Source organism: Streptomyces sp. NBC_00075 (assembly GCF_045041225.1).
Taxonomy (GTDB): Bacteria; Actinomycetota; Actinomycetes; order Streptomycetales; family Streptomycetaceae; genus Streptomyces; species Streptomyces adonidis.
In genome coordinates, this window is the sequence record NZ_CP108243.1 from 6,079,534 (window position 1) to 6,093,602 (window position 14,069).

Sequence of the window (14,069 nt, forward strand, 5' to 3'; positions counted from 1 at the left end):
GGGGGCTACGGTTCTTTTCATGGACGACGGGAAGCGGCTGGGGCAGCGGGAGCAGGACATTCTCGCGCTGGAGCGGCGGGGGTTCGCGGGGCCGGGGGCGAAGGAGCGGGCGATACGGGAGGAGCTGGGGTTGGTGCCGGTGCGCTACTACCAGCTGCTGAACGCGCTGCTGGACGATGAGCGGGCGCTGGCGTGTGATCCGGTGACGGTGAATCGGTTGCGGAGGGTGCGGGAGGGGCGGCGGGGTGAGCGGTAGGGGGTGCCGGGTTGTTTTCGCCCCCGCCGCCCCTACCCGTCCCATCCCTGGGGGCTGCGCCCCCAGACCCCCCTTTGTCCTCAAACGCCGGACGGGCTGAAATACCAACTCCGGCCGGGGCTTGATCTTTTAGCCCGTCCGGCGTTTGAGGACGAGGGGGGTCTGGGGGCGCAGCCCCCAGGGATGGGAACGGGTAGGGGCGGCGGGGGCGAGAAAGATAGGGTCGGGCCATGGACTCGCTGCCTACGCCCGTGACGCAGGCCGGTCGTGAGGGGCTGGACGCCATTCTCCGGCGTCCCACCGGCGCCGTCGTCGTCCTCGACTTCGACGGGACCCTCGCTCCGATCGTCGCCGACCCCGAGCAGGCCCGCGCCCACCCCCGAACACTCGACGCCCTCTCCACCCTCGCCCCCCACATCGCCGCCGTCGCCGTCCTCACCGGCCGCCCCGCCGCCGTCGCCGTCCGACTCGGCGGCCTCGAACACCTCACGGTCCTCGGCCACTACGGCACGGAACGCTGGGACGCCGCCACCGGCAAGGTCACCGCCCCCGCCCCCCACCCCGGCGTCGCCGCCGTCCGCGCCGAACTCCCCGGGTTCCTCGAACGCCACGGCGCCTCGCAGGGCACCTGGGTCGAGGAGAAGGGGCGGGCCGTCGCCGTCCACACCCGGCGTGCAGCGGACCCGCAGGCCGCCTTCGAGGCCCTGCGCGAACCCCTCGCCGACCTCGCCACCCGCCACGGCCTCATCGTCGAACCCGGCCGCCTCGTACTGGAACTGCGCCCACCCGGCATGGACAAGGGCGTCGCCCTCCAGGAGTACGTCCGCGAGACCGGCGCCACCTCGGTCCTCTACGCCGGCGACGACCTCGGCGACCTCCCGGCGTTCGCGGCGGTGGAGAAGCTCCGCCAGAACGGCATCCCGGGGCTACTGGTGTGCAGCGGCAACAGCACCGAGGAGGTCACGGAACTGGTCGAGCGCGCCGACCTCGTCGTCGACGGGCCCGCCGGTGTCGTACAGCTGCTCCACACCCTCGGGCAGACCCTCACTCGCCGTTGAGCGCGTTCAGCTGGTCCAGGAACCACTGGGCCGGCGGCAGTGCCGTCGCCGCCGCTGCCAGGCGTTTCGTGCGTTCCGCCCGTTCCCCCGACCCCATGTTCAGCGCCTCCTCCAGAGCCCGGGCCGTCTCGACCACGTCGTACGGGTTCACGACGATCGCGTCCTCGCCCAGTTCCTCGTACGCCCCCGCCTCCCGCGACAGCACCAGCGCGCACCCCTCGTCGGAGACCACCGGGATCTCCTTGGCGACGAGGTTCATGCCGTCGCGGATGGGGTTGACCAGGGCCACGTCGGCCAGGCGGTAGGCCGCCAGGGAGCGGGCGAAGTCGTCCTTCACGTGGAGGACGACCGGGGTCCAGGTCGGGGTGCCGTACGTCGCGTTGATGTCGTCCGCGACCCTCTGCACCTCCGCCGTGTAGTCGCGGTAGACCGCCAGGTCCTGGCGGGAGGGGTACGCGAACGCCACGTGGACGACCCGTTCGCGCCACTCCGGGCGGTCCTCCAGCAGCTGTCGGTACGCCAGCAGGCCCCGCACGATGTTCTTCGACAGCTCGGTGCGGTCGACCCGGACGATGGTCTTCCGGTCGCTCCCGCCGATCTCCTCGCGCAGCGCCGCCATCCGGTCCGCCACGTCCGGCTCGTGTGCACGCCTGCGCAGGAAATCCGCGTCCGCGCCCAGGCCGTGCACCCCGATCAGGGTGTCGCCGAGGCCGCCTACCAGGTCAGTGCAGCAGGCCGTGAACGCTTCCGCCCAGCGTTGGGTGAGGAAGCCCAGGCGGTCCGCGCCGAGCATGCCGCGCAGGAGCTGTGCGGAGATGTCGTACGGCAGCATCCGGAAGTAGTCCGCCGGTGCCCACGGCGTGTGCGAGAAGTGGCCGATGCGGAGGTCCGGGCGGAGGGCGCGCAGCATCCCGGGGACCAGGCACAGGTGGTAGTCCTGGACCACCACCGACGCGCCCTCGGCCGCCTCCTTCGCCAGTGCCTCCGCGAACGCGCGGTTGTAGGCCTCGTACGACGCCCACTGGCGCCGGAACTCCGCGTCGAAGACCGGCTCCAGCGGGGTCTGGTACAGCATGTGGTTCACGAACCAGAGCACCGAGTTGGCGATGCCGTTGTACGCGTCCGCGTGGACGTCGGCCGGGATCGCGAGCATGCGCACGCCCGGCTCGCCCTCGCCGCGCCGTACCGCCTCGCGGTCGCCGTCGCCGAGGGCCGAGCAGACCCACAGGGCATCCGCGTCCGGGCCGATCGCCGACAGGCCGGAGACCAGCCCGCCACCGCCGCGCCGGGCGTGCAGCGAGCCGTCCTCGCGGACCTCGTACGTGACCGGGCCGCGGTTGGACGCGACCAGTACCCGGTAGTCGCCCGGACTGTCCTGTGCACCCTGCGTTGAAGCCATACGCCTCAACCTAGCCCGGCCCGGAAACAATCAAACGTACACACGTACGCCTCAGCCGTATACAAGCCCGCCGCGAGCCTTCCGGTGGCCCTGCACCGGCCTTACGCGACCTTCCTCCGCGCGTACTCCGCGATGTCCGCCATCGGCGGGCGTTCCTCCGTGTCCACCGAGTACGTACGTGGCTCGAAACCGTCCTCCCCGCGTTCGAACTGGGTGATCGCGGGACGGATGAGGTGGCCTCGGGCCAGGCGGAGCTGGGCGGTGCGGTAGATCGCGGCGGACATCCGGCCCAGGGCCTGACCGTCCTGGTGGCGGTGCTTGCGCACGCCCACGTCGACCTGGGCCAGCGCGTCGAGGCCGACCAGGTGGAGGGCGTCGATCAGCATGCCCAGCTCCACGCCGTACCCGACGGGGAACGGGAGCTGTTCGAGGAGCGAGCGGCGGGCCGCGTACTCACCGCCGAGCGGCTGGACGAAACCGGCCAGCTGCGGCCAGTGCATGTTCAGGAGGGGGCGGGCCATCAGTTCGGTGACGCGTCCGCCCTGGCCTGCTGCCTGGCCCAGCGGGCGGTCGTACATCGCCTTGACGAGGTCGACGCCGGGGTCGGTGAGCAGCGGGCCCACGATCCCGGAGACGAAGTCCGACGAGAACTCCTTCAGGTCGGCGTCGATGAAGCAGACGATGTCCCCGCTGGTGACCAGGAGCGAGCGCCACAGCACCTCGCCCTTGCCCGGTACCGCCGGGATGCGCGGCAGGATGTCGTCGCGGTGGACGACCCGGGCGCCCGCGGCGGCGGCCACCTCGGAGGTGCGGTCGGTCGAGCCCGAGTCGATGACGACGATCTCGTCGACGAGGGGGACCTTCAGCATCAGGTCGCGGCGGATGACGGCGACGATCTCACCGACCGTCGCCTCTTCGTTGAGCGCGGGCAGGACGACACTCACCGTGGCGTTCGAGGAACGCTTCGCGGCGATCAGCTTCTTGAGCGGGCGGTCACCAACGGACCAGGAGCGCGTGCTCAGCCAGCGCTCGACGTTCTCCAGCACGTGCGGCTCTCCCTTGCGTTCTCATGGGAAGCGCGTGATTCGCATCTCGCGGTTCGGACGGCTCCCACCACCATCCAAGCCTTCGGTTACAGTCTTGAACAACGCGGATGACCATCGCATGTCCGAGGTCGTCGGTGTTCACAACCTCACAACTTCATACCGCTCATCCAGAGGGGCAGAGGGATACGGCCCGATGAAGCCCCGGCAACCCTCCAGCCGGTCTTGTCGCATGTCATGCGCGAGGCTGCCGGCTCGGGAAGGTGCCAAATCCGTCTCATGGCGAGATGCGCCATGAGGAAGATGAGGAGAAAGGGCCTCCGCCTCCATGGCTGCGCAAACTGTCGAGAGCACCACGACGACCAGCAACGACTCCGTAGACCTCGGTCCCGCCACCGCGCTTTCCTGCCGTGAGTGCGGTCACCGCGTCCCGCTCGGCCCGGTCTTCGCCTGCGAGGAGTGTTTCGGCCCGCTGGAGATCGCCTACGACTTCTCCTCGTACGACACCGAGGAACTCCGCAAGCGTATCGAAGCGGGACCCGCGAACATCTGGCGCTACGCGCCGCTGCTGCCCGTCCCCGCGGACGTGGCGACCAAGCCCAACATCAACCCCGGCTGGACCAAGCTCGTCCAGGCCGACAACCTGGCCCGCGAGCTGGGCGTCGACGCCGGCAAGCTGTTCGTGAAGGACGACTCCGGCAACCCGACGCACTCCTTCAAGGACCGGGTCGTCGCCCAGGCCATCGAGGCCGCCCGGGTCTTCGGCTTCACCACCCTCTCCTGCTCCTCCACGGGCAACCTGGCCGGTGCCGTCGGCGCCGCCGCCGCCCGCGCCGGCTTCCGCTCCTGCGTGTTCATCCCGCACGACCTGGAGCAGGGCAAGGTCGTCATGGCCGCGGTGTACGGCGGTGAGCTGGTCGGCATCGAGGGCAACTACGACGACGTGAACCGCTTCTGCTCCGAGCTGATCGGGGACCCGGCCGGCGAGGGCTGGGGCTTCGTCAACGTCAACCTGCGCCCGTACTACGCGGAGGGCAGCAAGACCCTGGCGTACGAGATCTGCGAGCAGCTCGGCTGGCGGCTGCCCGACCAGCTGGTGATCCCGATCGCCTCCGGGTCGCAGCTCACGAAGATCGACAAGGGGCTCCAGGAGCTGATCAAGCTCGGGCTCGTCGAGGACAGGCCGTACAAGATCTTCGGTGCGCAGGCGGAGGGGTGCTCGCCGGTGTCCGTGGCGTACAAGGCCGGGCACGACGTCGTACTGCCGCAGAAGCCGAACACGATCGCGAAGTCGCTGGCGATCGGGAATCCCGCGGACGGGCCGTACGTGCTGGATATCGCGCGGCGGACGGGTGGGGCTGTCGAGGACGTCAACGACGAGCAGGTCGTCGACGCGATTCGGCTGCTTGCGCGGACCGAGGGGATCTTTGCGGAGACCGCCGGTGGGGTGACTGTGGGTGTGGCGAAGAAGCTGATCGAGAATGGGTTGCTGGACCCGACCCTCACGACCGTCGTGCTCAACACCGGTGACGGGCTCAAGACGTTGGACGCTGTGGCCGACACCGGGCTCACTGCGACGATTCGGCCCAGTCTTGAGTCGTTCCGGGAAGCTGGGCTTGCTTCCTAAGAGGTAGAGGTCGTTGTTCGTCTGCGGGCCTGTGGGGGCTGGTCGCGCAGTTCCCCGCGCCCCTTCGGGGCGCTCCACCTGACCGGAGGTTCCATCGTGAGCGTCAAAGTCCGCATCCCCACCATCCTGCGTACCTACACCGGTGGGCAGGCCGAGGTGACCGCCGAGGGCGGGACCCTTGCCGAGGTGATCGCTGATCTGGAGAAGAACCACACGGGGATCGCCGCCCGGGTGCTCGACGACCAGGGCAAGCTGCGGCGGTTCGTCAACGTGTACGTCAATGACGACGACGTCCGGTTCGAGCAGGGGCTGGAGACGGCGACGCCGGACGGTGCGGGTGTGTCGATCATCCCGGCGGTCGCCGGAGGCTGATCGGCTGATCAAGGGTTCGATACCCACCAGTAGTAACCGTCGGTAACTTTGATTACCGAGAGTTCATCGAATTGCCCCCTCCGTGAGAGAAGCGGAGGGGGCAATTCTGTATGGTTGAGCGGGGTACAGTTGGGGAAGCCGCACCACTTCGCCTGCCGCACGAGTATGAATTCCTGCCGCGCACCCATTGAGAAGTAGCCAAAGTGTGCAGGCCTTTTGCGTTTTTTGCTCCCTTTGTGGGGCCCGACTTGCCCTGAATTCGCGTGAATTCTCCGCATATTCCATGACCTGGTGTGCCCGGATTTCTCGTCCGATTGACCTGTTGCAGAGGGCAGTTGGACAGATACATTCGGCCGCGGTCGACGCGTTCCGGCGCACACTCCCACCGGTTGGGGGGGTGAGGTCTGACCCGGATCCGCGAAGTGCGGATCCGTGCAAGGGCCAGTAATAGGGGAGTTAGGCATGGCTCAGGGCACCGTCAAGTGGTTCAACGCGGAGAAGGGGTACGGCTTCATCGCGGTCGACGGTGGTGCGGATGTTTTCGTCCACTACAGCGCGATTCAGATGGACGGCTACCGCACCCTCGAGGAAGGTCAGCGGGTCGATTTCGAGATCTCGCAGGGCCAGAAGGGGCCGCAGGCGGACATGGTCCGTCTGGCGACCAGCTGAAGCACGCGCCGGCGCACCGCAGCGACGTTCTTCTTCCTTCATCGAAGGATTCGAAGGGCTCGTACCCCGTGGGACCTCACGGGGTACGAGCCCTTCGGCGTGCCTGGGCGTCCCCGTGTTCACCTGCGGATCTTCGAGAGCCGCTTGCACTCGACAGGGGCGAGTGCTAATCATTGGCGTTAGCACTCTGAAGGTGAGAGTGATAACGAAGGACCGGGTCGGTGAGGCCCGCAGGCCAGGTGGTGCAAGGAACCATCGGGGCAGGCTGGCCGTCCGTCGCGGGCGCCAACGCGGTCCGGAGCAATCCACCCCAGTCCGGGAGGACCACTTCACATGGCCAAGATCATCGCGTTCGACGAGGAGGCACGGCGCGGTCTCGAGCGCGGGATGAACCAGCTCGCCGACGCCGTCAAGGTCACCCTTGGCCCCAAGGGCCGCAACGTCGTCCTCGAGAAGAAGTGGGGCGCCCCCACGATCACCAACGATGGTGTTTCCATCGCCAAGGAGATCGAGCTTGAGGACCCGTACGAGAAGATCGGCGCCGAGCTGGTCAAGGAAGTCGCGAAGAAGACGGACGACGTAGCCGGCGACGGCACGACGACCGCGACCGTCCTGGCCCAGGCGCTGGTCAGGGAAGGCCTGCGCAACGTGGCCGCGGGTGCGAACCCGATGGCCCTGAAGCGCGGCATCGAGAAGGCCGTCGAGGCCGTCTCCGGTGCACTGCTCGACCAGGCCAAGGAGGTCGAGACCAAGGAGCAGATCGCTTCGACCGCCTCCATCTCCGCGGCCGACACGCAGATCGGCGAGCTGATCGCCGAGGCGATGGACAAGGTCGGCAAGGAAGGCGTCATCACCGTCGAGGAGTCGCAGACCTTCGGTCTTGAGCTTGAGCTCACCGAGGGCATGCGCTTCGACAAGGGCTACATCTCGGCGTACTTCGCGACCGACATGGAGCGCATGGAGGCGTCGCTCGAGGACCCCTACATCCTCATCGCCAACTCCAAGATCTCCTCGGTCAAGGACCTGCTCCCGCTCCTGGAGAAGGTCATGCAGTCGGGCAAGCCGCTGCTGATCATCGCCGAGGACGTGGAGGGCGAGGCCCTCTCGACCCTGGTCGTCAACAAGATCCGCGGGACCTTCAAGTCCGTCGCGGTCAAGGCCCCGGGCTTCGGCGACCGCCGCAAGGCGATGCTGAACGACATCGCGATCCTCACGGGTGGCGAGGTCATCTCCGAGGAGGTCGGTCTCAAGCTCGAGAACACCTCCCTGGACCTCCTGGGCCGGGCGCGCAAGGTCGTCATCACCAAGGACGAGACGACGATCGTCGACGGCGGCGGCTCCGCCGACCAGGTCGCCGGCCGGGTCAACCAGATCCGCGCCGAGATCGAGAACAGCGACTCGGACTACGACCGCGAGAAGCTCCAGGAGCGCCTGGCGAAGCTCGCGGGCGGCGTGGCCGTCATCAAGGCCGGTGCCGCGACCGAGGTCGAGCTCAAGGAGCGCAAGCACCGCATCGAGGACGCCGTTCGCAACGCGAAGGCGGCCGTCGAGGAGGGCATCGTCGCCGGTGGTGGCGTGGCCCTGCTCCAGGCCTCCTCGGTCTTCGAGAAGCTGGAGCTGACGGGTGACGAGGCGACCGGCGCGAACGCCGTGCGGCTCGCCCTGGAGGCCCCGCTCAAGCAGATCGCCGTCAACGGTGGCCTCGAGGGTGGCGTCATCGTCGAGAAGGTGCGCAACCTTCCCGTCGGTCACGGCCTCAACGCCGCGACCGGTGAGTACGTCGACATGATCGCCGAGGGCATCATCGACCCGGCGAAGGTGACGCGCTCCGCGCTTCAGAACGCGGCGTCCATCGCCGCGCTCTTCCTCACCACCGAGGCCGTCATCGCCGACAAGCCGGAGAAGGCCGCGGCCGGCGCCGGCGCCGGTGGCGGCATGCCGGGCGGTGACATGGACTTCTGATCGACCCCGGTCGATCACCGTCCTTCGTTCCGAGGGCGGCACCCTTCTCCTTACAAGGAGGGTGCCGCCCTCGGGCGTTTGCGGGACCATTGACGGGTGCTGTTCGGGGGAACTGGCGGAAGACGCGGCAGTCGGTACGGAGGGGGACCCGGGGGTCCCGGCCAACCGGGGCCGCCTCCCGAGCCCGCGCCCGAGACGTCGCTGCCGGAGCGGGCGCCGCTCAAGGGGCGGGGGGTTCATACGGCGTTCGTGGGTGGGGGAGTGGGGCTGGCGGGGCTGGTCTTTCTCTTCCTCACGGTGCAGGGGCCGGGTGGGGGCATGTCCGCGGGCGCCCCGCCGGACCCGGGCGGCGGCCCGGCCGTGACCGCTTCGCCGGTGCGGCCGACGGCGGGCGATGGGGCCGGGGGAGCCGGGGGAGCCGGGGTGACGGCTCTGCCGACCGTGGAGGGGACCGGCCGCGACACCGTGGACGCGTCCCCCCGGCCCAGCGGTGAACCGCCTTCTCCCCAGGACCCGGTCCCCGTGACCTGGGTGCCCTTCTTCTCGGGTGACGTGACGCTGGACGAGTCCCCGCTCGACCTCGACCGGGCCCCGCCCCGGCCGGGCAGCGCCGGTGACGCGCTGGCGGGCGTGGCCGAAGGCCAGGTGTACGTCGGGGTCGGGCGGGCCCAGTCGCTGGCGAAAGCGGTGCCCGGCTCGACGGTCTCCTCGCCGGAGGACTGTGTCGACCTGTTCTGGGCGACCAGGCCGACCCCGGACCGCGTACCGGTGGCGGCGGACGACAACCTCTGTCTCGTCACCGACGAGGAGCGCGTCGTTCTCCTCTACATCACGGCCACGTCGGCCCCGGCGGGCACCGTGGCGGCGGCCGTGGAGGTGTGGGAGCAGTCGGCGGACTGACCTCGGTCCCACCCGCGCAGTGGCCCGGATCACAGTGAGTCGTGCCCGGGCGCCGGAATGAGCGGACGCTCAGCGGTAGTTGATGCACATGCATGCACAAGGCGCAGCCATGTGCGTCGACCGCACCTCCGCTCGTTTCCTGTCCCCTCCCCGAGGAGTCCCCACGTGACAGCCCCCGCCTCCACCCACACCTCCCGCGCGGCCCGGATCCTCTCCCGGCCCCTCGCGATCAACGGTCTGACCGTGTCCAACCGGATCGTGATGGCGCCGATGACGCGCAGCTTCTCGCCCGGGGGTGTGCCCGGCGACGACGTGGCCTCGTACTACTCGCGTCGGGCCGGTGCGGGAGTCGGCCTGATCGTCACCGAGGGGACGTACGTCGGGCACGACTCCGCCGGGCAGAGCGACAGCATCCCCCGTTTCCACGGCGAGGAACAGCTCGCGGGGTGGGCGAAGGTCGCCGAGGCCGTGCACGCGGCGGGCGGGAAGATCGTGCCGCAGCTGTGGCACATCGGCATGACCAGGGAGGCCGGGCAGCCCCCGTACGCCGACGCCCCGCCCGTCGGCCCGTCCGGGCTGCGCCTTGACGGCACCCCCGGTACCGGCGGCAAGGCGATGACGCAGGACGACCTGGACGACGTCATCGACGCGTTCGTCGAGGCCGCGGTGGCCGCCGAGCGCATCGGCTTCGACGGGGTCGAACTGCACGGCGCCCACGGCTATCTGATCGACCAGTTCCTGTGGGCCGGCACCAACCGCCGCACGGACGCGTACGGGGGTGACCCGGTCGCCCGTACGAAGTTCGCGGCGGAGATCGTGGCCGCCGTACGCGAGGCCGTGTCCGCGGGCTTCCCGATCATCTTCCGGTACTCCCAGTGGAAGGGCGCCCTCTACGACGCCCGCATCGCCGGGACCCCCGAGGAGCTGGAGTCGATCCTGACCCCGCTCGCGGCGGCCGGTGTCGACGCCTTCCACGCCTCCACGCGCCGTTACTGGCTCCCGGAGTTCGACGGCTCCGACCTCAACCTGGCCGGCTGGACGAAGAAGCTCACCGGCAGGCCGACCGTCACCGTCGGCTCGGTCGGCCTCGACGGCGACTTCATGCGGGGCTTCGCGGGCGAGGGTGCGCCGCTCAAGAGCATCGACGACCTCCTGGACCGCCTGGAGGACGAGGAGTTCGACCTGGTCGCGGTCGGCCGCGCGCTGCTCCAGGACCCGGAGTGGGCGGCGAAGGTGCTGGAGGGCAGGACCGGTGAGCTGAAGGCGTACGACGCGGCGGCGCTGGGTTCGCTGAGCTGAACCAGGCCCGCCCGGCAGGGTGAACCGATCGCCCGCGGAGACGGTCCGATACCGTCCGCAAGATTCCGCCAAAATTGCTGACAATTTTGTGGGCGATTGGTTCGCTTTGCTGGCCGCTTGTCGGCCACCCGCCTCCCCCTTCACCGGAGACACACAGAAAACCTTAAGAAACGGCTGTTGAACTGTGCGGCGTCCGAACGAGCCGCGAAGACAGGAGACAGCGATGAAGCGCAGGTCAGTGGTCATGGGAGTCACCGCTGCGGCCGCCGCGATCCCCACGGTCGGATTCGCTTCCAGTGCCCGTGCCGCGTCCGTGGCAGCCGCGTCCCTGGTCTTCGACCCGGCCGCCCACACCGAGCAGACGGTCACCGTCACCGACACCACCGGTACCGCCCACGAGGTGGTCTACCGCTTCTACAAGGTCGCCTCCTACGTGGCGAACCCCGTCGACGCGACCTACCAGTCCCTGAACGTCTGCGAGCCGGTGCGGATAGACGGCGCGGCGGTCGACGCGAGCGGGGCTCCGATCCTCCTCGCCAACGCCGTCGGCGGCTACATGCCGTCCTCGGTGTCGGCCAGGACCGGGATCACCGCCACCGGAATGGGCGGCACCACCACCCGCCAGGCGCTCGCGCTGGCCGCCGGGTACGTGGTCGTGGAACCGGGTGCGCGGGGCCGTACCCTCGTCGACGCGACGACGGGCGTCTACTACGGTGTCGCGCCGGCCGCGATCGTCGATCTCAAGGCCGCCGTACGGTACTTGAAGTCCAACAAGGGCCGGGTGCCCGGGAACGTGCACCGGATCTTCTCGTCGGGTGTCAGCGCGGGCGGGGCGTTGTCGTCACTGCTGGGCGCGTCCGGGGACAGCCCGCTGTACGAGCCGTACCTGGAGGCGATCGGGGCGGCCGACGCGAGCGACGCGATCTTCGGGACCGGGGCGTGGTGTCCGATCACGGACCTCGAACACGCGGACATGGCGTACGAGTGGTGCTGGGGGACGAATCCGCTGGGCAGCGGAGCCCAGGTGGACCAGACGCTGTCGGCCGAGCTGAGGACGGCGTCCGGCGAGCATGTGGCGTCGCTGGGCCTGCGGGCGAAGGGGTACGGCAGACTCACCGCCCGCAACCTCGACGACTACCTCCTCAGGACGTTCATGGAACCGTCGGCGACGAAGTACCTGACGGCCCTGTCGGACGAGGCCCGCGCGGCCTATCTGGCCGCGAACCCGTTCATCACCTGGTCCGGGGGCAGGGCCCGCTTCACCTGGGCGGACTTCCTCACCCACGTGGGCGCGCGGAAGAAGAACGTGCCCTCCTTCGACACCTTCGACATGGCCAGCCCCGAGAACAACCTCTTCGGTACGGGAACCACCCGGGCCCGCCACTTCACCCTCTGGAGCCTCCGTCACGAGAGCGGCGACAGTGCCCGCCTCGACGCGGACATCCCCGAGAAGCTCGCCCTGATGAACCCGATGCACCACCTCGCCGACAAAGCCAACGACAAGCGCTCCAAGCACTGGTGGATCCGCCTCGGCACGAACGACACGGACACGTCCCACACGGTCGCGGGCAACCTGCACGCACGGCTGGAGCAGCTGGGGGACGACGTCGACACGTCGTACTACTGGGACGCGGGGCATGGGGCGGATCAGGATCCGGGGGACTTCGTGACGTGGATCGGGGAGGTGTCGGGTTACTCGAAGGGGCGGGGCGCCGGGGCGAGTTGAGGAAGCGGGCTCAGTAGGTTCGACAGGCCCGTCGTCGGTCGGCCGCCCGCCCTGCTGATGCGCGGGGCCGGATCAGCGTCGCAGCCACTCGTCGAGAAGCGCGGCCTCGCCTTTGCTGAGGCTGGGCAGTTCCGGCAGGAGGGTGCGGAAGGCCGCGACGACGGCCGCCGGGTCCTGGGTGGGGACGGCGGGCTCGTCCGTGAGGATGGCGCGGGCGATCGCGTCGAAGGCGGCGTCGGCCAGGTGCGGGTCGCCTTGCTCCGGTGGCAGGGTCAGCAGGGTGTGGACGGTTCCGATGCCCGCCGAGCGGATGAGGTTGACGGCGCGTTCCTCGCTCACGCGAAGCCGCCCGGCGGCGGCGATTCTGTGGACACGCTCGGCGAGGATCAGCACACCCTTGGCCTGTGCCGGGGTGTCGCGTGCGCGGGCCGGGTCGAGCAACAGGCCGTAGACGTACGGGTTGGCCAGGCCGAAACTGATCTGCGTGTTCCAGCCGGCGCGGAGATCTTCCACAGGGTCGTCCGAGGGCGCGGTGGTCTGCTTGCTCGCCACATGTTCGGCGAAGAGACGCTCCGCGGTGGCGTTCAGCAGGTCGTCCTTGTCCTGGAAGAAGCGGTAGAGGGCGGGAGGCTGTAGCCCGGCCTCCTGGGCCACGCGGCGGGTGGTCACCGCGGCCGGCCCCTGGTCGCGCAGCAGGTCGGCCGCGGTCTTCAGGATGCGGTCCCGGGTGATGTCCCGCCGCTGCGTGGTCGATGCCATGGAGACGATGGTATCGCTGATACCGGCAAGCCTTCCTCGGTCAACCCATGGATGAGTGTACGCCGATGCATCCAATGGAACTATCAGTGTTACCGTTATTTCCGTTCCGTTGGAAACAACCTCCTGGAGTCACCGATGCTGATCGTCACGGGAGCCACCGGCCACCTCGGGTCGCTGATCGTCAACCGTCTGCTCAAGCGGGTACCGGCCGACAGGATCGGCGTCAGCGTGCGCGACGTGGGCAAGGCCGCCGACCTTGCCGAGCGCGGCGTCCGGGTCCGAGCGGGAGACTTCACCGAACCCGACAGCCTGAAGCACGCCTTCGAGGATGCCGAGCGTGTCCTGGTCGTCTCCGCGGCCATTCGAGGCGACGGCGCGCCGGCCGCCAACAGGGCCGCCATCGACGCGGCACGGGAAGCGGGCGCCCGACGCATCCTGTACACCAGCCACCAGGCCGCCTCTCCCGTGTCGCTCTTCCCGCCGCAGAAGGTCCACGCGGCCACCGAGGAGCACCTCAAGCGGCAAGGAGTCCCCTACACCGCTCTTCGCAACGGGTTCTACGCCTCCACCCTGGGCCACTACATCGGCGCGGCGCTGGAGACCGGCACGCTCGCCGTGCCGCAGGACGGCCCGGTGTCCTGGACGGCCCACGAGGACCTGGCGGAAGCCGCGGCCCTCGCCCTGACCGAGGACGGAGCACTCGACGGGATCACGCCGCCGCTGACAGCGCCCCACACACTGGACTTCGCCGACGTCGCCGAAATCCTCAGCCGCATCACCGGCCGGACCATCACCCGGGTCGTCATGGACGACGACGAGTGGACATCGGCGGCGGTCGCCGGCGGGATGCCGCGGCCGGCTGCGGAGTTCTCCTTGACGATGTTCGCGGCATCGCGCACAGGCGAGTTCAACGCCACCGATCCCACCCTGGAAACCGTCATCGGTCACCCCGCGAAGACCGTCCACGAGGTCTTGGAGGCCGCCTTGCGCTCCCGGTGA

At 69.3% G+C, this 14,069-nt stretch carries 13 protein-coding genes and 1 riboswitch; of the genes, 10 read left to right on the top strand and 3 right to left on the bottom strand.

Annotation, left to right across the window (positions count from 1 at the left end; translation table 11 throughout):
* Positions 1 to 19 precede the first annotated feature (19 nt).
* Positions 20 to 256 (top strand): DUF3263 domain-containing protein, encoded by a 237-nt coding sequence (locus tag OG787_RS26505; RefSeq protein ID WP_369037774.1) that lies wholly within the window; start codon positions 20 to 22, stop codon positions 254 to 256.
* Between the two features lie 230 nt (positions 257 to 486).
* Positions 487 to 1,314, top strand: coding sequence for a trehalose-phosphatase (otsB, locus tag OG787_RS26510; RefSeq protein ID WP_369037201.1), 828 nt, complete (start codon positions 487 to 489; stop codon positions 1,312 to 1,314).
* Here otsB and OG787_RS26515 read toward each other — a convergent pair.
* Both OG787_RS26515 and OG787_RS26520 read right to left on the bottom strand, forming a co-directional pair.
* The gene (locus tag OG787_RS26515) at positions 1,301 to 2,713 is read right to left on the bottom strand and encodes a trehalose-6-phosphate synthase (RefSeq protein WP_369037200.1); all 1,413 of its coding nucleotides are present in this window, start codon (positions 2,711 to 2,713) and stop codon (positions 1,301 to 1,303) included. The genes otsB and OG787_RS26515 overlap by 14 nt on opposite strands.
* 101 nt (positions 2,714 to 2,814) lie before the next feature.
* Positions 2,815 to 3,759 carry a glucosyl-3-phosphoglycerate synthase gene (locus tag OG787_RS26520; RefSeq protein ID WP_369037199.1) on the bottom strand — a complete coding sequence of 315 codons (945 nt, stop codon included), beginning with the start codon at positions 3,757 to 3,759 and terminating at the stop codon, positions 2,815 to 2,817.
* 160 nt (positions 3,760 to 3,919) lie between these two features.
* A riboswitch (SAM riboswitch) is annotated at positions 3,920 to 4,066 on the top strand.
* Between the two features lie 18 nt (positions 4,067 to 4,084).
* Between OG787_RS26520 and thrC the strand changes: the two genes are divergently transcribed.
* The 7 genes from thrC to OG787_RS26555 all read left to right on the top strand — a co-directional run bounded on the left by thrC (position 4,085) and on the right by OG787_RS26555 (position 12,311).
* On the top strand, positions 4,085 to 5,383 hold the full coding sequence (thrC, locus tag OG787_RS26525; RefSeq protein ID WP_405536584.1) for a threonine synthase: 1,299 nt from the start codon (positions 4,085 to 4,087) through the stop codon (positions 5,381 to 5,383).
* Between the two features lie 96 nt (positions 5,384 to 5,479).
* Complete coding sequence (locus tag OG787_RS26530; RefSeq protein ID WP_369037197.1) at positions 5,480 to 5,755, top strand: MoaD/ThiS family protein; 276 nt, start codon at positions 5,480 to 5,482, stop codon at positions 5,753 to 5,755.
* Between the two features lie 462 nt (positions 5,756 to 6,217).
* Entirely contained in the window at positions 6,218 to 6,424 is a 207-nt protein-coding gene (locus OG787_RS26535; RefSeq protein ID WP_019057200.1) for a cold-shock protein, read from the top strand.
* Positions 6,425 to 6,757: 333 nt separating this feature from the next.
* Positions 6,758 to 8,386, top strand: coding sequence for a chaperonin GroEL (groL, locus tag OG787_RS26540; RefSeq protein ID WP_369037196.1), 1,629 nt, complete (start codon positions 6,758 to 6,760; stop codon positions 8,384 to 8,386).
* Positions 8,387 to 8,704: 318 nt separating this feature from the next.
* Complete coding sequence (locus OG787_RS26545) at positions 8,705 to 9,286, top strand: hypothetical protein (RefSeq protein WP_405536586.1); 582 nt, start codon at positions 8,705 to 8,707, stop codon at positions 9,284 to 9,286.
* A gap of 165 nt (positions 9,287 to 9,451) precedes the next feature.
* Positions 9,452 to 10,585 (top strand): NADH:flavin oxidoreductase, encoded by a 1,134-nt coding sequence (locus OG787_RS26550; RefSeq protein ID WP_405536587.1) that lies wholly within the window; start codon positions 9,452 to 9,454, stop codon positions 10,583 to 10,585.
* Between the two features lie 223 nt (positions 10,586 to 10,808).
* Entirely contained in the window at positions 10,809 to 12,311 is a 1,503-nt protein-coding gene (locus OG787_RS26555; protein WP_405536588.1) for a subtype B tannase, read from the top strand.
* Between the two features lie 72 nt (positions 12,312 to 12,383).
* Here OG787_RS26555 and OG787_RS26560 read toward each other — a convergent pair whose 3' ends face one another.
* Complete coding sequence (locus OG787_RS26560) at positions 12,384 to 13,070, bottom strand: TetR/AcrR family transcriptional regulator (RefSeq protein ID WP_369037192.1); 687 nt, start codon at positions 13,068 to 13,070, stop codon at positions 12,384 to 12,386.
* A gap of 135 nt (positions 13,071 to 13,205) precedes the next feature.
* On the opposite strand from OG787_RS26560, the gene OG787_RS26565 reads away from it, so the two are divergent.
* Complete coding sequence (locus OG787_RS26565; protein WP_405536590.1) at positions 13,206 to 14,069, top strand: NAD(P)H-binding protein; 864 nt, start codon at positions 13,206 to 13,208, stop codon at positions 14,067 to 14,069.